The 16,218-nt window shown below is 66.5% G+C and carries 17 protein-coding genes; 10 read left to right on the top strand and 7 right to left on the bottom strand.

Going from position 1 to position 16,218, the window contains the following annotated elements; all coding sequences use genetic code 11:
• Positions 1-5 precede the first annotated feature (5 nt).
• Entirely contained in the window at positions 6-917 is a 912-nt protein-coding gene (locus HT579_18350) for a superoxide dismutase (protein QKS30706.1), read from the top strand.
• A complete protein-coding gene (locus tag HT579_18345) occupies positions 914-1,369 on the top strand; it encodes a chromate resistance protein (protein QKS30705.1) in 456 nt (151 codons plus the stop codon). The genes HT579_18350 and HT579_18345 overlap by 4 nt, the downstream gene beginning before the upstream one ends.
• Positions 1,370-1,514: 145 nt before the next feature.
• Here the strand turns inward: HT579_18345 and HT579_18340 are convergent, their stop codons facing one another.
• The 7 genes from HT579_18340 to HT579_18310 all read right to left on the bottom strand — a co-directional run bounded on the left by HT579_18340 (position 1,515) and on the right by HT579_18310 (position 10,636).
• On the bottom strand, positions 1,515-2,789 hold the full coding sequence (locus tag HT579_18340; protein ID QKS30704.1) for a hypothetical protein: 1,275 nt from the start codon (positions 2,787-2,789) through the stop codon (positions 1,515-1,517).
• Positions 2,790-2,817: 28 nt separating this feature from the next.
• The gene (locus HT579_18335) at positions 2,818-5,307 is read right to left on the bottom strand and encodes a S8 family peptidase (protein QKS30703.1); all 2,490 of its coding nucleotides are present in this window, start codon (positions 5,305-5,307) and stop codon (positions 2,818-2,820) included.
• Positions 5,285-6,313, bottom strand: coding sequence for an ATP-binding protein (locus HT579_18330; protein ID QKS30702.1), 1,029 nt, complete (start codon positions 6,311-6,313; stop codon positions 5,285-5,287). Before HT579_18330 ends, HT579_18335 begins: the two co-directional genes overlap by 23 nt.
• Before the next feature lie 42 nt (positions 6,314-6,355).
• Positions 6,356-6,661 carry a helix-turn-helix transcriptional regulator gene (locus HT579_18325; protein QKS30701.1) on the bottom strand — a complete coding sequence of 102 codons (306 nt, stop codon included), beginning with the start codon at positions 6,659-6,661 and terminating at the stop codon, positions 6,356-6,358.
• 147 nt (positions 6,662-6,808) lie between these two features.
• Positions 6,809-7,522: a DUF4400 domain-containing protein gene (locus HT579_18320; protein QKS30700.1), complete on the bottom strand. Its 714-nt coding sequence runs from the start codon at positions 7,520-7,522 to the stop codon at positions 6,809-6,811.
• On the bottom strand, positions 7,512-9,512 hold the full coding sequence (traD, locus tag HT579_18315; protein ID QKS30699.1) for a type IV conjugative transfer system coupling protein TraD: 2,001 nt from the start codon (positions 9,510-9,512) through the stop codon (positions 7,512-7,514). The genes HT579_18320 and traD overlap by 11 nt, the downstream gene beginning before the upstream one ends.
• Positions 9,512-10,636, bottom strand: a complete 1,125-nt coding sequence (locus tag HT579_18310) for a TraI domain-containing protein (GenBank protein QKS30698.1) — start codon at positions 10,634-10,636, stop codon at positions 9,512-9,514. Before HT579_18310 ends, traD begins: the two co-directional genes overlap by 1 nt.
• A gap of 337 nt (positions 10,637-10,973) precedes the next feature.
• On the opposite strand from HT579_18310, the gene HT579_18305 reads away from it, so the two are divergent.
• The 8 genes from HT579_18305 to HT579_18270 all read left to right on the top strand — a co-directional run bounded on the left by HT579_18305 (position 10,974) and on the right by HT579_18270 (position 16,189).
• Positions 10,974-11,462 carry a lytic transglycosylase domain-containing protein gene (locus tag HT579_18305; GenBank protein QKS31710.1) on the top strand — a complete coding sequence of 163 codons (489 nt, stop codon included), beginning with the start codon at positions 10,974-10,976 and terminating at the stop codon, positions 11,460-11,462.
• Between the two features lie 48 nt (positions 11,463-11,510).
• Positions 11,511-11,807, top strand: coding sequence for a hypothetical protein (locus HT579_18300; protein QKS30697.1), 297 nt, complete (start codon positions 11,511-11,513; stop codon positions 11,805-11,807).
• A 64-nt stretch (positions 11,808-11,871) separates the two neighbouring features.
• On the top strand, positions 11,872-12,111 hold the full coding sequence (gene traL, locus HT579_18295; GenBank protein ID QKS31709.1) for a type IV conjugative transfer system protein TraL: 240 nt from the start codon (positions 11,872-11,874) through the stop codon (positions 12,109-12,111).
• Positions 12,108-12,731 carry a type IV conjugative transfer system protein TraE gene (gene traE / locus HT579_18290; protein QKS30696.1) on the top strand — a complete coding sequence of 208 codons (624 nt, stop codon included), beginning with the start codon at positions 12,108-12,110 and terminating at the stop codon, positions 12,729-12,731. Before traL ends, traE begins: the two co-directional genes overlap by 4 nt.
• Positions 12,664-13,392 (top strand): type-F conjugative transfer system secretin TraK, encoded by a 729-nt coding sequence (locus HT579_18285; GenBank protein ID QKS30695.1) that lies wholly within the window; start codon positions 12,664-12,666, stop codon positions 13,390-13,392. The genes traE and HT579_18285 overlap by 68 nt, the downstream gene beginning before the upstream one ends.
• Before the next feature lie 19 nt (positions 13,393-13,411).
• A complete protein-coding gene (locus tag HT579_18280; protein ID QKS31708.1) occupies positions 13,412-14,785 on the top strand; it encodes a conjugal transfer protein TraB in 1,374 nt (457 codons plus the stop codon).
• Complete coding sequence (locus HT579_18275) at positions 14,772-15,602, top strand: DsbC family protein (protein ID QKS30694.1); 831 nt, start codon at positions 14,772-14,774, stop codon at positions 15,600-15,602. The genes HT579_18280 and HT579_18275 overlap by 14 nt, the downstream gene beginning before the upstream one ends.
• A complete protein-coding gene (locus HT579_18270) occupies positions 15,599-16,189 on the top strand; it encodes a TraV family lipoprotein (protein ID QKS30693.1) in 591 nt (196 codons plus the stop codon). The genes HT579_18275 and HT579_18270 overlap by 4 nt, the downstream gene beginning before the upstream one ends.
• The last annotated feature ends 29 nt before the right edge of the window (positions 16,190-16,218 follow it).

The following is a 16,218-nucleotide window of genomic DNA, read 5'->3' as shown; positions in this document are numbered from 1 at the left end:
ACCCTATGGACGCTCGAATCCTGGACCTGCCGTCCGAAGCTGCAACGGTGAAGGGTCTGTCGGAAAAGCTGCTGCGCAGCCACCATCAGAACAACTACAGCGGTGCGGTCAAGCGATTGAATGCCATCCGCGCCCAGTTGCGCGAGTTGCCTTTCGCATCAGCGCCGGGCTTCCAGCTCAACGGGTTGAAGCGCGAGGAACTCGTTGCGACGAATTCGATGCTCCTGCACGAGCTGTACTTTGACTGTCTGGGTGCGAGTGCCCCCATGGTGCCTGCCATGGAGCTGGCGCTGCGAGCCAACTTCGGCAGCGTGGTGCGGTGGCGTGAGGAGTTCGTGGCGATGGGCAAGGCACTCGGCGGAGGCTCGGGGTGGGTGCTGCTCGTCTTCCAGCCTCGCGAGGGAACGCTGGTGAACCAATGGTCCGCGGAACATACATACGCCATCGCCGGAGGCGTACCCATCCTGACGCTCGACATGTATGAGCACGCGTACCACATGGACTTCGGGGCTGCGGCCGGGCATTACGTCGATGCCTTCATGGAGAACGTTCGGTGGGAGCGTGTCTACGAGCGCTACCAGCAGGCCGTCGAGAACGCGAGCGATGCGTTCGGCGCGGGCCAAGAAGAGGTCCAAGGTGCAGTCCTCCTCGATGTTCGGCGCTCAGCCATCTACGAACAGTCGGACGCGGTCATCCCCGGCGCCCAGTGGCGTGACCCGGGCGACGTCAGCACCTGGTCAGGGCAGCTGCCCAGTGACCGCGATGTCGTCGTGTACTGCGTCTTTGGGCATGAGGTCGGCCGCGCGACGGCCATGAGGCTGCGCGCCGCAGGCATCCGCGCCCGCTACCTCCGTGGCGGCATCGATGCCTGGAAGGCGGCGGGCAAACCACTCCAATCGAAAGGAGCCACGTCATGAAGTGGGTCACGCGTGAACGGCCGAAGATCGACCGCATTGCTTGTCCCTGGCTAATTGCGAGGTTCATCGACAAGGAGCCGGAGTTCCTCTATGTGCCCGCGGCACAGGTACTGGTCGTGGCGGAGAAGACGGGCGCCGTGCCCTACGACATTCCGGGCGTGGAGATGTCGCACGTCGGCGATCTCTGCAGCTTCGACGCCTTTCTTTCAAAGCACAAGTTGAGTGACCCGGCGCTGCAACAGCTCGCTGCCATCGTGCGCGGTGCCGACACGTCGCGGCTCGACCTGACCCCGCAGTCCGCCGGGCTCTACGCAATCTCGCTGGGTCTGTCTCAAACGTACCTCGACGACCACGAGATGCTCAGGCACGGCATGGTCATGTACGACGCGCTCTATGCGTGGTGCGTGAGCTGCCAAGCCGAGACGCACCAGTGGCCGCCCAGGATGGCTTGAGGATTCCGAATGCGGGTGGTTATGAGTCAGCGCGACAGATCCCCGACGACGTCACCTCATCGTGATCACGTCGCGCGACGTCAATACAATCCGTAGGCTGCGCAATGCGTTCACCGGCATCGGCAATTCAGTCAGTGAGAGACGATCATGGAGTCGTCGACTCTTCTTTGCCGGGCTTCTCGAAGTTGGCGGGCACGCGCTGGAAGTACTTCTTCAGTGCCCAGCCAGTGCGATGCTCTTGGTAGAGCCAGTGGTAGTACTCGAACTCGATCCACTTGCCGCGGTCCGAGATCGGCCGGACCACCTCTCGTGGCAGCAACTTGCCCTGAACGGCCGACCCGTGCTCCGGCTTGGACCGAACGATGGCCACGCGATCCAAAACGACGAATCGCTCCTCCTGCCGTTTGGCTTCTTGCGCCAAGGCCCTCTCCACCACCTTCGTGAGGGCATGGATCGTCTTTCGCTGCGCCTCCAGATTGGTGCCAAGCGCCTCGATCCTCTCGGTCTGCCCTGCGAGTGTTCTATCGGTCGCTGCCTGCCAGCGTGAAGAGCTGAGCTCTTGGTAGAGCGGGATCAGTACTGCCAGGATGAAACCCAACAGTGCCATCAACTCCAAGGTCTTGCGGCTGAGACCGAGGCCGTCTTCTTGCTGAACGAACTGGACGTTGACTGACCCATCGGGGTTGATGCCCATCGCCGCGAGCTGCGCCTTGATGCCCTCCGGCCCCAGCACCTTGGCAAGCGTGGCAGCAGACGATGCATCGATCACAGGCAACGACAGCCTGCCCATTTGCTCCTGCAGCGCCTGCAACGCGCCAATCGAGTCGAGCAAGGGCTGAGGAACGATCCAGCGTTTGTTGGCCTCCTCGAAGCTCTTCATGAGCTGCCCGATACCACTACTGACCGAGGCATCCGCAAGAATCTTCCGGGCGCTCTCGATCGAGCTCTCGATGTCCGAGTGCATGCCCTTCAGAACTGCGCTGGATCCCGTGGCCTGTTCGACGAGCTTGGCCAACTGCTCCGAGGCGGCAAGTGGCTTCGCGAGGTCCTCCAGCATCTGCTGGATCGCACTGTCCTTCAAAAGCGAACTGCGAATGTCCTGAAGGGGTTCGAGCATTCTTCTGATGCTCTCTTGTTCGGCCCTTTGGACTTCCTGCCATCGCTTTGCCATCTGGACAGCCAGCGAATTCTCAGGAATGAGCAGCTTCATCTGTTCTGGCAAGGAGTAGGCCCGCAGCTCCTTTGCCTGCTTACTCAGCTGGGCCGCAAGAGACGTGTCTCCCACCACCTTCTTCATCTGCTCTGCGATGCTGTGGCTCTGGGCCATGGCCGCCATCCAAGAGGCGCGCTCCAGTTCGAGCCTGCGCAGTTCACCGGCCACACCGCTGGTCAGCAAGCCACCAATCTTGTCGAGTTCCAAGCTCTTCAGGGCGTCGCTCTGCACGATTTCAGACCACGATGGCAACCTTGTTGGCAATGACGGCGTACAGGTCCACTTCGGTCTGCTCGGTGTGGATCGACACGACGAGGCTGTATCTCGCAGGGAGGGCGTACCGCTCGAGCGCAGGTCGCGAACGCCACCAGCCAGCCGATGGATACACCGCGATGAATCCCCTGCTGGCCAAGTCCGCCGCGGTGCCTTGCCAGACATCGCGATGAAGCGACCCACGGTGACGCTGCCGCTCCCCCAAGTACCAATCCGTGTCCTTCGGGTTCGCCGCATCGCCTTCGTCTTCGCGCTGGGCGGCGGCGTTCACTCGTGCGATGAAGTCCTCCGTTGAAGCGTCGAGCGGCCGCTGGACGTCGAACCGGAGGCGGTGCGACGGATAGTGGAACTTCGACGACACGCCTCTCGCCGAAGGGTTGGGCTCGATGAAGTACGACAGCGTGACGTGCAACTGCACCTCGGCATCGCCGAGGGCCTCCAACTCTTCCTTCGGCCAAGGAAGTGCATGCAAATTCATGTCGCGACTGACGACACCCCGCTTGTCATCCTTGCCATAGGGATGAACCAGGTCTTCGACCACCAACGTCAGCGAGTTGCCCGCGCTCCAGAGTGCCCGGTCGAGATCTGGCATCCCCCAGCCGCAGTGCCGGATGAGATTGACATAGTCCTTCTTGGTCGGCTTGGCATTGGCGGGCAGATACATCTGCCGCATTGCCGGTGTCCACCTGGCCGAGTGAACGATCAGTGCACGAACTGTCTCGGCGCGTAGCTGCGGATAGGCAGCCATGATCTGTGCAGCCATGCGCGCACACTGCGCCGAGGCGGCGCTGGTGGCGTTGGTCGTCGTGAACAGCCGTTCGTTGGGTCGGTGGTTTGTCGTGAGCAGGTTCAGGCTCGACATCCCCGTCGCCCCTTGCTGGTCCTTGGCGACGTTCCCGCCTTCAAATACAACGTCGGGCTTAAGCGGCCACGCGGGATCCCAGGTCATGGACGTGGTGGTGTAAGGGCTCAAGCCGCCATCGGGAGCGATTGCTACGAGCGAATCATGTTCAGTGTCGATCTTGTTCGTGCAGGCGCCCACGGTTATCGCATTCCATGCCTGCCCCGGGTCGTGAACGAGGTTGGTCGAGAGGCTGTCTGGATACGTCATCCAGGCCCCGTGATCCCGCGTGTTCCCGGCCGCGAGTACGAACAGCCGGGGATACTGGCCGGCGTCGTCGACGTCTGCTGCCATCCGATCGACCATGGAAGACCATGACGACGGGCGACCGCGGTCGCGGTAGTCAGAGGCGGTGACGGCGGATGCGAACACCCGTCGTCGATCTGCAGCAGTGACCTCCGGTCGGCTGACAGCCTCGGCGAACAGATAGGCGTGGTGTTTGCTGTCGCCTTCGTTCGACCCCTCGTCTGGCGTCAGCTTGACCGATTCGAGCCGGTGCGCGACCTGCACCACACCGGTCTCGCCCAAGACGTGCGTCAGGTCTCCATAGGCGGCAAGACCCGCCAAGCCAGTGCCATGGTTCGCCGTGTCGTCGACTCCCCACGCGGGATTAACCGAGTGCAGATCTGGCTCGGCGAGCAAGGGCTCAAGTAGCGGGTGGCCTCGATTGACGCCCGTATCGAGGAAGCAGACATGCGGCGCGTCCGTCCCCGCTGGGGCAAACTGCGCTTTCGCCAGCATGTCGTTCATCCACAGTCCCTGCTCTTCGACACCCATCGCATCGAAGAACTCGGCGGTGTCCTTGGCGCGGCGCAGTTCGGCAACACAGTTCAGCAGCATCACAGACTGTGTGAATTGACCCTGCGACCCGTACATCAGCAGGACGGTCCGTTCGGGGAACTCGGCTTGGTGTTCGCTAACGACACAGCCCGCACGCTCGGCGAGTTTTCTGAAATCTGAGACCACGGCCTGCCGCGCTGATCGCACCGGCAACCAGACCTCCCACCAGAACGCCTCATCTGGATTCTCCGGCAGTAGACCTGGATCGTCGGTCCAGAGAGCACGCAGCTCAGCGACGCGGATCGACGCGATCGTGTTCAGCAGGGCCTTGTGATCCAGCGCCTGCCCCTTCTTGCCCTTCTTTTCCTCCAGGTAGTCCGCGACGTAGCGCTCGAAATGATCGAGCCCCCCATCCGGCACGAAGACGTTGGCGTAGGTGACGTCACCCTCTCTCCGCACGCTCAGCAGTTCGATCTTCTTCCGATCGTCAGCGAGGCTCTGGAAAGCCAATTCCACGTCGGGCTGACCGACAAACTCAATCTGTAGGCCGAGTCCGCTCTCGAGCGCAAGCTCACGCTGAGACGCAGCCGCGGTTTCCGCTGCCGCTTCCAGCTCTTGCAGCTGCCCCCGCAGGGCCTGCCCGTGCGCCTGGCGATCGCGCTCAGGCAGCTTCTTCTTTCCGCCGCCCGGACTGTGCGCAGTGAAGGCGTGCGGTTGCGACGTGCCGTGAAGGAGAAGGTGCGCGCGCTTATCGGCTGCTGGATCCGGCATGGTTCACTGGCTTGTTGTTCTTCTCCAGCTTCTCACTCAACCTGCGACGCTCCAGGAGCGCCCGGCCAAGAGCATCCGCATCCACTCGCCCTCCTTCATGCATGACGACCTCCTTGATGGACTCGTCGACAGCACGGCGAATCTCAGCAAAGCTCAGACCAACGGTCTTCGCCGCCAATGCTTTGGCCGGCAATGGCTTGGGCGCGTAGGTGCCGAGACGAGACCGGATGAGAGCCATGGCCTGCGCTGGCGTCGGCAGGTGGTACTCGATGACATCGTCGAAACGACGGAACAACGCGTAGTCGAGGATCTCTGGGTGATTCGTAGCCGCCAGGATCAGGCTGGTCGACTGGTCGCGCTCGATCATCTGCAGAAAACTGTTGAGCACGCGCCGAATCTCTCCAACGTCGTTGGCCAAGCCGCGTTGTGACCCGATGGCATCGAACTCATCGAAGAAATAGACCCCGCGCACGTCCGTGACGGCATCGAAGACCTGTCGCAGCTTCGCGGCTGTCTCGCCCATGAACTTGGTGATCAATGAATCCAAACGCACAAGGAACAGCGGAACGCCGAGTTCGCCGGCAAGTACGGCTGCAGTCATCGTCTTGCCTGTGCCAGGTGGACCCACGAGCAGAAGTTTGCGTCGAGGCGACAAGCCGTGCTCGCGAATGCGGGCATGGAGGCGCTGTTCCTTCATGATTCGCTGCAACTGCTCGAGGACGACCGGATCGAGCACCATGTCGGCCAAGCGATTCTTGGGATAACTGACGTCAAGCAGGTTGGCCAGTTCGCCGCGCGGCCGCGCCAGGGGGACGAGCTTTCCGGGCTCGCCTGAGACGCTGCGCGTCTTGGCGGCATCAATCATGTCGCGCAACTCTTCGGCGAGCTTGCCGTGTCCGGCCTTCGCCTCATGCGCAGCGACCTGCATGGCGACGGAATAGAATTGGTTGTCGTCCCGACTGATGTGGGACTTGACCAGTGCCTTCAGTTGATCCGCGCTAGCCATCTCTATCCTCCGCTCCCGCGATACCGATGGCCGAAAGACCCCTCAGCCACGGACCGCCCCCGCGTCGTTCGCCGACAGAATCGATGACATGGCCGCGCGCTGCAGTCTCCCGGCCAGCCGACTATCGATGTTCCCCAGCTCCTTCTCTTCGGATGCCATCACGAAGAGCGCTCCAACAGGCACATGAAGCGCCTCGGCGATTTTCGTAATCATCGACAACGTCGGGTCGCGCTTGTTGTTCTCCAGCATCGACAGGTACGACACCGAGCAATCGGCGCGCATCGCGACATCGGTCTGAGACACGCCGCGCCGCTTCCGACAGAGGCGAATAGCATTTCCCACGTCCATTGCGCACTACCCCCCGCTGAATCGCCCAGGACACGGTGCTCCAACAGCCCGCCTTAGCCTTCCGAAATTTTACCAGCAGTGAAATCGCCGAGGAAGCTCTGTTTGCTGAGAAGCGCCGTCGACGAAAGCGCGAGGAGCCGGACCACACTACATGTGCTTCTTGTAGTACGCCCACTGCACACTCGCCAAGCCGCCGGTCAGCAGCGCGCCCAGCACCACGCACAGCTCCCACTGCACCGGCCCTGGCCACATCAAGAGGGCAACCCCGCCCAGCCCCAGCACCGCCAACTGCAGGTACTTCGCCCGGTGGTACAGGCTGGCCGACTCGCGTCCCCCACAAGCCCGCCGGATCGCGCGCTGGGTGAAGCCATCGGCGGCGCCGATCGCATACAGAAGAAGGAGCAGCGGCGCGAACCGCGCCAGGATTGCCGCGCGCACGCCGAGCAGCTGCGTGCCGACCATCGCCGCCTCGATGCCCTCTCGGTGCGAGACATAGCTGCGCCGCATGATCGTGTCCGGGATCGACAGGGCTGACCCGTTGGCGAACTGCGTGCCCATGTCGTGGATGCCGGTGGCCTCGAAGACGATCGAGTACAGGGCATTCGCCGGCGCAGTGATGACGCCGGCATCAGCGCCCTGCCGAGCGGCGAGCGCGATACCGCCCCCAAGATCGTGAGCCAGGAGCTCGCGCAGTCGCACGATCCCCTGCGGCCAGACCTTGAACACGAACACCCAGTCGACGATCCAGGCGCACAGCAGGAGCGCGACCAGACCCAGGGCCAGCGAGAAGGCCAGCTTCAGTGGGCTGAGCAGCACGCCCGCCAGCGCTCCGTCGTGAAAGGCCGCATTCCTAGACGTCACGCCGATCCTCCGGTTCGGAATCGTTCTCCGGCTGATTCCAGGGCCCGTCGAGGCGGGCGCGCAACGTCTCGCCAATTGCAGCGAGGCTCGTAGGCATCAGCGCATCGCTCGACGCCGATGGCAGCGGCATGCGGATCTTGTGCAGCTGGCCGCCGTGAATGAGCGCGAAGGCCTCGCCCTTGGGCAGTTGAACGAGATCGGTCGGCTCGAGCATCCGGACGGTTTCCGGGGCGATGCGGTCCTCGTTGCGGCTGGCGAAGTCCGCGAAGTCGACCGGGTCGTTGGTGTCCGAGACCGACGACGACACGACGGTCGAGACCACATGCACTTCGGGCAGCTGGCTCGTCAGCAGCTCGGCGGTGGCCACCTCCTTCACCCGCAGCATGATCAGGGTGTTGAAGTTGCCGGCGATCTGTCCGGCCTTGGCCGGCGAACCGATGCGCGCTTCGACGTCCGACCAGGTCTGCGTGTACGCCGTCACCTGAAACCCCGCGCCGCCCGCCTTGTTGAGCAGCGGAATGAACTCGTCGCCGATCAGCTCGTTGAACTCGTCGGCGTGGATCGCGATCCGCCGGGGCGTCACCTCGCCCGGCAGGCCGCGACCGGCGCCGAACTTGTAGAGGCTGCCGGCCACGCTGGTCAGGTCGGCGAACATCGAATTGCCGACCGCGGCGGCCACCTCGTAGTCGGAGAGCGCATCGAGTCCGACGTAGACGATGCCGCCCAGGTGGATCACCGAGGTCCAATCGAACACTGGCCTCCAATCGGTCGGATCGTCGAGCTCCGGCGACAGCAGCGACGCGGTGCGACCGGTGGTGAGCTTCTCCATCAAGGGCAGCAGCGACGCCACCAGCTTGTCGAAGTGGCTCTTCTCGTAGTTGAGCGTCGATGCGAGCGCGTGGGCGATCGGGTCGTAGAGCTTCTTGCGCCGCGCGTATTCCACGAGGCTGACCGCACGCGCGCCGCGCGACTGCAGGCCCTTGTCGAGATTCTTCTTGTCGATGGCCAGCGATCGCAGCTCCTCACGCCAGCCCGCGGCGGCGGGCTCCCGGTCGAGCCAGTACTCGAAGTAGTCGATCAGCAGCGGCTCGACATCGGACGCGTAGCGGTTGATCTCCTGGTAATCGGGCTTGCGACCGAGCGCCACGAGCGCGCGGGCCATCACGTTCACGAAGCGCCAGACGAACTCCTTGAAGGCGGCGGACTGGCCTTCCGAGGGCAACTGGCCCGCGATGCGCGTGGCGACCTCGGTGATGCGCGAGAAGCTGCCCACCGGGTTGTAGCGGGCGGAGATCTCCGGATGCCCGAGGTGGAACATGAAGAACTCCCCTGCCCGTCCCGCCCGCTCGGCTTCCGCAAACACGCGGCGCAGCAGATCGACGTCGCCCTTCGGATCGAAAACGATCACGACCTCGCCGCGACGGATGTCCTGGGCGATCAGCAGTTCGGCCAGCCGTGTCTTGCCGACGCGCGTGGTGCCCAGCACCAGCGTGTGCCCGACTCGATCCTCCAGGTCCATCCAGATCTCGGTCTCGTCGGGCTCGACACCGTGGATCGCGGGATCCCCGCCAACGCCCCCGAATTCATCCGCTGGGGGCGTGAACACCGCCAACGCACCCGTGAAAGGTCCGCCCTGGAGCAGCGGTCGGTTCACCGGGAGCCGCGCCTCGAACAAGCGCTGGGTGTGGCGCTGGTCCCACCGAAACCCGCGCCCCAGAAAGAGCCGATCCGCCGACCAGGGAATGTCGGCGGGGCCCAACTCATAGCGCCGCCGGCGGCGCAGGTTGGCGCGATAGCGCAGCGTGCTCAGTCCGGCCGCGCCGCGCCACGCCGCGTGGCACAGCAGCAGGCCGGCAAGCGCCAGGTGCCAAGGAGGAGAGATCAGAAAGAGCCCTGGGCTGCTCAGAATCAGGGCCGCGCCCAGTGCCGACACCGAGGCCGCGCCGAGTTCGTGCGCCGGCCGCAGCCGGGCTTCCAGCGGATAGCCCATCACTCCGCGGCCGCCGTGGCGTCACCGACGCGCACGAGCGCCAGGTTGATCGGCGGTACCGGATCGACGAACCGCTGTGGCGCAAGGATCACGACGCCGTGGATGCGAACGGCCGCGCGCCCGTCCTGCTTCCACGCATAGCCATGCAGGTTCACGCCGCCATCGGCCCGCAGGTGCCATCCGGCCCGAAGGACCTCGCGCTGCAACCGCTTCGCGGCGTCGCCGGGCTCAGCCTGGCCGGCGCCATCGCGCCGGATGAACGCCCGAAAGATGCCCGGTGATGCGAGCAACAGGCCGTCCTCGACCCCGTGCACGAGCGCGCCGCGCACGTTCACCGGCAAGGTTCCGTCGGCGATCCCCTGCCGCACCCACTCCATGAAGCGTCGCGGTCGCTCGGCACCCGCCGCGTCGACGCCGTCGAGGAATTCGGGTCCGTCAGCCTCGGGCGCGATTGGCGCCGTCTCAACGCTCGCCTTCACCGCGCCGGCGATCGACGTCGTCTGCGCAGGAGGCAGGGTCGCCTCAACGCCCGAGCGCGTGCCGGTCACGGCGCGCTCCACCAGTTCGGCAATCGCGCTGGATGCCTCCGCGCTGCCCGCTAGCACGGCGCGCAGTTCCTCCATCAGCGGAGGATGTTCGGCCAACCAAGCCTGGACGATCGGCGGTACCCAGCGCTCGAACATTCGCACCGAATCGTCTGACTGAGCTCTGCCGGCATCGCGCAGCAGCGCTGCCGCGAACACCGCATAGGTCCATCGATGCGTGAGCGCGCCCAAGATCTCGGGTGGCGCACTGCGCGGCAGGATCTGGCCGCGCCGGTGATCGAGCGCGCGCAGAGCGGTCACGAGCCCGCGCTGCAGTTGTCCGCCCGGACCGCCATATCGACTGGAGCCCGGTATCGGCCGCAGCTGCACGAACTTCGCATAGCCGTCGATCAGCGGCCGCGCCGCCAGCGCGAAGCTCTCCGCGGGAAACCCCATCCTGACGCGAAGCAGGACGATCAGGTTCGTCGCTCCGCTGCGATCGACGATCGCCTGCGCGGACAGCGCCGGCCACTCGGACTCGATTGGCGACCCGATTGCTCGCGGCGACCCAGACCCGGAGGGCGTGTCGTTGAAGGTCATTCGACCAGTATTCCGGGCGGCTTGACGGCCATCAGCTTCGATCGAAGCCTCGACCAGGACCCGATGTCCTCTTGACGAGTTCGACCGAGCTTCGTCGTGAGCCACGCCGCAGCGTCGGCTCCTCGCATCGGCCGCTCGTCGCACATCGGCGGCAGAGATTCCGCGCCGATGCAAGCCGGATTCGGGGCTTCATCGAAGTCCCGATGGAGCCTGATTCACACGTGCTCGCTACCTAGGATGGCAACGCAATGCGGCTCGCTCGATGCGCCGCACTTCCGCGCCAACGTGAAGGGGGTTCCGATTGCGCAAGACAGCGAGCTGGGCACCGACGGCAGCACTGATCACCGCGATCGTCACGCTCGCGGCCCTGCCCGCCCACGCTTGCTGGGACGAGGCGGCCGCGCGCTACCGCGTCAGCAGCGAGCTGCTCTACGCGATCGCGCGCACCGAATCGGCACTCGACCCGCAGGCCGTTGGACGCAACCGCAACGGCACGCGTGACATCGGGCTCATGCAGATCAACTCGGCGTGGCTGCCCACGCTGGCCGCCCACGGCATCGGCGAGCGAGATCTCTTCGACCCCTGCACCAGCATCCACGTCGGCGCCTGGATCCTCGCCGGCAACGTCCAGCGCCTGGGCTACACGTGGGATGCGGTCGGTGCCTACAACGCCGCCAATCCCGCCTTGCGCCGCGCCTACGTCGACAAGGTTCGCCGCCACCTGCGCAGCGCCCACGACGGCGCATATCGCGCTCGCCACGGCGCCACCCGTACCGCCATCACCCGAGGCGACCACCGAGCACCGGTGGTCGCAACCCTGCCCTGACCGCTCGCCCGAGCACTTCCTCTCCACCCAACCTCGAGACACCACACCATGACTCTGATTCGCCGCAGCAGCACCGCCATTCCGATTGCCCTCGTCCTGACGCTCGCCGCCGGCTCGGCCCTGGCCGGCACCACCGGGACCGAGTTCCAGACGATGTACACGACGCTGCTCAACTGGGCGACCGGCTTCCTGGGCAAGTCGATCGCGATTGCCGCCTTCATCCTCGGTGCGGGCATCGGCATCGCGCGCTCCTCGCCGATCCCGGCGCTCGCCGGCGTCGTCTTCGCGCTCTTCATGGTCTACGTGCCGACCATCATCGACTCGATCATGACCGCCGTGATCTGACGGGGCGTGTGCCGTGATCGACGCGTCCCTCGACATCCCCCGCCGTCTCAATGACCCGCCGCGCATGTTCTGGTGGGACATCGACGTCGCCCTGCTGGTGCTGGGGGCCGCGCTGGCGGGCATGGTCGCGGGCTTCTTCGTGAGCGGCTGTGCCGTCGGCCTGCTGCTCGCCTCGGCCTACGGTCGCGCGAAGGCGGGCAAGCACCCCGCCTTCGCGCTGCACCTGCTTTACTGGCACCTACCGGCCTTCATGACGGGCCTGAAGCGCACCCCGCCTTCCTACCTGCGCGAGCTGGCCGGATGAAGCTCGACTGGCTGCGCGCCGACATCGCCAGCGCGCGCCGCGCGAGCGCCCTGCTCGTGCTGCTGCTCGCCTGCTCGATGCTCGCCAACGTGACGCTGGCGGCCTTCGCGATGCACATGGCCGGCCGCGAGCGCGTGGTGGTGGTGCCGCCCAGCATCAACAAGACCTTCTGGGTCGAGTCCGAGCGCGTGAGCGCCGAGTACCTCGAACAGATGGCCTATTTCCTCCTGCAACTCACGCTGAACGTCACGCCGCAGAGCATCGACCACCAGTCCCGGGTGCTGCTCCAGTACGCAGCGCCCGCTTCCTACGGGGAGCTGCGCAGCGTGCTGGCCACCGCCGCCGAGCGCGTCAAGCGCGACGGCGCCTCCACCGTGTTCAGCGCGCAGGACCTCGCCGTCGACGAGCGCACCCAGCGTGTCGGCGTGCGCGGCCTGCTCACCACATTCATCAGCGACCGCCGCGTGTCCGAGGTCTCGAAGGGCTACGCCATCGAGCTCCAGTACGCCGGCGGCCGGATCTTTCTGAAGGCGTTCCGGGAGACCAGTCCCAATGACCCGCTCGAAATCCAAGCTCAGTCTCAGCTTCGCCTGGCTCCTGCTGCTGGCACTGGCCGGTAGCCAGCCCGCGCTGGCGCTGCAGGTCGTCGATGCGCGCGACGGCGAGACCGTGCTCGCCAAGGTCTCGCGCAAGGAGGTGACGCGCATCTCTGTCGATCGTGGCCGCATCCGCAAGGTGACGGGCAACGCCGGCGAATTCGTGCTGGAGAAGGACGACGAGAAGGGCCAGGTCTTCATCCGGCCGGTCTCGCCGGACAGCACCAAGCCCATCAACCTCTTCGTCAGCACGGAGCGCTCGACGATCGGGCTGCTGCTGCAGCCGGTGGACACCCCGAGCGACGCCATCGTGATCCGCGAGGCCCGCGACGCCGCGACCGGACCCGCACGCATCGAGCGCAGCGGCCGTCACGTGCGCACGATGAAGAACCTCCTGCTCGCGATGGCCGAGGACGCGCTGCCCGACGACATGGAGGTGCGCGAGCCCGGGCGCGAGCTGACCCTGTGGCCCGGCGCGAGGCTCACGTTGCAGCGCCAGTGGCTGGGTAGCGGCGTGGTCGGCGAGAAGTACCAGCTCGTCAACACCGGCGCGTCCGCGCTCGAACTGGCCGAGCGCGATCTCTTCAAGCGCGGGGTGATGGCCGTGAGCGTCGAGCAGGCGGCCCTGCGCCCGGGCGAGACCACGCAGCTGTTCGTGATCCGGGAGCGCCGCGCCGATGACTGATCCCGTCCTGCCGCCCGGCATGTCGCCGACCGGCGCGTCTCACCCGTCGGGGCAAGGGTCCCCGTCGGCCCCGGCGGAGCCAACGGCTGCAGCCATCAAGCGCCGTCAGGTCCTGCTGCTCGCCGGCATCGCCGGCACGATCGTGGCCGGCACGCTGCTGTCGGTCTCGTTGACCGGCACGAAAGGCAACGACGCGCAGCCGGCGAAGCCGCAGTCCACCAACATCCTTGCGCCGGGTGCGCAGATTGATCCCCGCGACGCGTGGCGTGGCCAGGCCGATGCGCAGCTGAAGGCGATCGAGCAGCGCTCTCGCGACCTCGCGCAGCGCAACGCCGAGCTCGAAGGCCAGGGCAAGGAAATGCTCGAGCGCCTGAAGAAGCTCGAAGGCGGCGGACTCACGCCGCTGCCGCCTCCGCCCGTCACCGCCCCCGCGGCACGGCCGAGTTTCGGGCCGGATCGCCCGGGGAGTGCGCTGCCGGATTCCGGTCCGCAGCGCTTCCCGCCGCCACCGATGCCGCAAGGCGCCGTGCAGGGCGCCGGCCTGCCACCGCCGCCCGGCGGGGTTTCGAGCACGCCGACGCACACGGGCATCGTCAGCATCGTGCTGGGGGACGTCGCAGCGGGCAAGGGCGCCAAGCCGGTCGCGGACGCGGCGGCCGCCGCCGCACCAGCCAGTCGCGACACCCGCCGCTACCTGCCCAGCGGCGCCTTCACCCGTGCGGTGCTTCTCGGCGGCCTGGATGCACCCACCGGCGGCCAGGCGCAGCGCAACCCTCAACCGGTGCTGCTGCGCCTCGCCGACAACGCGATCCTGCCCAACCAGTTCCGCGCCCGCGTGAAGGAGTGCTTCATCGTGGGCGCCGGCTACGGCGACGTGAGTTCCGAGCGCGCCTACATCCGCACCGAGTCGCTGTCGTGCGTCACCCGCGACGGCACGGCCATCGACGTGCCGGTGAAGGGCTACGTGGCGGGCGAGGACGGCAAGGCCGGCATGCGCGGACGCCTGGTCTCCAAGCAGGGGCAGATCCTCGCCAACGCACTGCTCGCCGGCGTGGCCAGCGGCATCGGTCACGCCTTCACGCAGAGCTCCACCACGCTGTCGGTCTCGCCGCTGGGCACCACCAGCACCGTCGACCCCGGCAAGCAGCTCGAAGCCGGTCTGGGCACGGGCGTGGGCAAGGCGCTCGACCGGCTCGCCCAGTACTACATCAGCCTCGCCGAGAAAGTCTTCCCGGTGATCGAGGTCGACGCGGGCCGCAGCGTCGACGTGGTCCTCACGCAGGGCGTCGCCCTGCCCGGGACGCTGGACGCCGCCGGCACCGATCCCGACAACCTCGCGCAACTCGCCGAGCGCGCCCGCACCCTCCGGAGGAACGACGATGAAGACGACTGACGCGCGCCTCACGCTGCGCGCACTCGCTGCCAAGGCCGCGTTGGCCGCGGCACTGACCACCTGCCTGAGCGTCACGGCACTTGCGCAGCGCAGCCAACCGCCAACCACGCCCGAACTGACCAGCCTCATCGGGCGCCTGCAGGCGCTCTACCCCTCGACCCGCTTCGGCGAGATCCGTCCGACGCCGTGGCCGGGTGTCTTCGAAGTGGCGATGGGCGCCAACCTCGCCTACGTGGACGCGAGCGGCCAGTACTTCCTGTTCGGCCACCTGTACGACATGAAGGCACAGCACGACCTCACCGCCGAGCGCAAGGACACGCTGGCCCGCATCGACTTCAACGCGCTGCCGCTGGCCGACGCGATCAAGGACGTTCGCGGCCGCGGCTCCCGTGCGCTCGCGATCTTTAGCGATCCGGACTGCCCGCACTGCCGCCGGCTTGAAGCCGAGTTGAAGGGCCTGTCCGACGTGACGATCCACACCTTCCTGATGCCGATCGCCTCCCTGCACCCGCAGGCGCGCGCGAAGGCCATCGCCGTGTGGTGCGCAAAGGATCGCCTCGGCGCCTGGCAGGCACTGATGACCCGCGACCAGGTGCCGCCCAGCGCGGACTGCGCACACCCGGTCGATCGCAACGTCGCGCTGGCCGAGCACCTCGGCGTGACCGGCACCCCGACGCTGGTCGCTGCCGACGGTCGCGTGCTGCCCGGCGCCGCAAGCGCCGAGCAGATCAGCGCCTGGCTGTCGCGCTCGACCACGAGCGCCGAGGGCCCCGCACCGAGCAACCCGGCGGCCCAGGCGACGGGCAAGGCGCCATGACGGACCTGCGACGGACCGTCGCCCTCCTCGTCGGCGCGACCGCCACGCTGTTGGGCGGCTGCGCGTCCACGATGAGCGGCCTCGGCGGCGAGGGCAGCTACGCCTGCAAGGCCCCGGTTGGTTCGCAGTGCACCTCGGTCTCGGGCGTGTACGCGAATTCGATCCACGGCCAGCCGCCCGCCTCCGCGCTGCCGAAGCCCGCCAAGGAGCCCACGAGCACGGCAGCCGCCGCGACGGTCGCCTCGGCATCCACAGCCGCTCCGGGGCTTGGCGCACCGCCATCGGCACTGCGCTCCCAACCACGCGTGCTGCGCCTATGGATCGCGCCCTGGGAGGACGCCGACGGCGACCTGCACGAGGCCTCGGTGGTGCACGTGCTGGTGGACACCGGCCGCTGGCTGATCGAACGCGTCCTCCCGGCGAATCGACAGCGCGTCGATGCCGTGCGGCCTCCGATCCCGTTCACGTCGCCCGCATCCAGCCCGGCATCGGCGAGCGAGCCCGCGTCGTCCACAGAGACAGCGCCCGATCGCTTTCCCCCGCGCATGGGACTGCTGCCCGGCAATGGTGCGACCCAGGAGCCCTGAGCGATGTGGCGCAGCCTGCTGACCGATCT

This window comes from Candidatus Accumulibacter similis (assembly GCA_013347225.1).
Taxonomy (GTDB): Bacteria; Pseudomonadota; Gammaproteobacteria; order Burkholderiales; family Rhodocyclaceae; genus Accumulibacter; species Accumulibacter similis.
Note: the sequence above shows the minus strand (reverse complement) of the source record. Positions and strands in the feature narration are given on the sequence as shown.

Excerpts from the sequence above, each read along its gene's own strand:
- traL (QKS31709.1), top strand. The coding sequence starts at position 11,872 with ATGTTCTGGTGGGACATCGACGTCGCCCTGCTGGTGCTGGGGGCCGCG.
- HT579_18310 (QKS30698.1), bottom strand. The coding sequence starts at position 10,636 with ATGACCTTCAACGACACGCCCTCCGGGTCTGGGTCGCCGCGAGCAATC.
- HT579_18280 (QKS31708.1), top strand. The coding sequence starts at position 13,412 with ATGTCGCCGACCGGCGCGTCTCACCCGTCGGGGCAAGGGTCCCCGTCG.
- HT579_18345 (QKS30705.1), top strand. The coding sequence starts at position 914 with ATGAAGTGGGTCACGCGTGAACGGCCGAAGATCGACCGCATTGCTTGT.
- HT579_18270 (QKS30693.1), top strand. The coding sequence starts at position 15,599 with ATGACGGACCTGCGACGGACCGTCGCCCTCCTCGTCGGCGCGACCGCC.
- HT579_18350 (QKS30706.1), top strand. The coding sequence starts at position 6 with ATGGACGCTCGAATCCTGGACCTGCCGTCCGAAGCTGCAACGGTGAAG.
- traD (QKS30699.1), bottom strand. The coding sequence starts at position 9,512 with ATGGGCTATCCGCTGGAAGCCCGGCTGCGGCCGGCGCACGAACTCGGC.
- HT579_18275 (QKS30694.1), top strand. The coding sequence starts at position 14,772 with ATGAAGACGACTGACGCGCGCCTCACGCTGCGCGCACTCGCTGCCAAG.
- HT579_18285 (QKS30695.1), top strand. The coding sequence starts at position 12,664 with ATGACCCGCTCGAAATCCAAGCTCAGTCTCAGCTTCGCCTGGCTCCTG.
- traE (QKS30696.1), top strand. The coding sequence starts at position 12,108 with ATGAAGCTCGACTGGCTGCGCGCCGACATCGCCAGCGCGCGCCGCGCG.
- HT579_18335 (QKS30703.1), bottom strand. The coding sequence starts at position 5,307 with ATGCCGGATCCAGCAGCCGATAAGCGCGCGCACCTTCTCCTTCACGGC.
- HT579_18325 (QKS30701.1), bottom strand. The coding sequence starts at position 6,661 with ATGGACGTGGGAAATGCTATTCGCCTCTGTCGGAAGCGGCGCGGCGTG.
- HT579_18300 (QKS30697.1), top strand. The coding sequence starts at position 11,511 with ATGACTCTGATTCGCCGCAGCAGCACCGCCATTCCGATTGCCCTCGTC.
- HT579_18330 (QKS30702.1), bottom strand. The coding sequence starts at position 6,313 with ATGGCTAGCGCGGATCAACTGAAGGCACTGGTCAAGTCCCACATCAGT.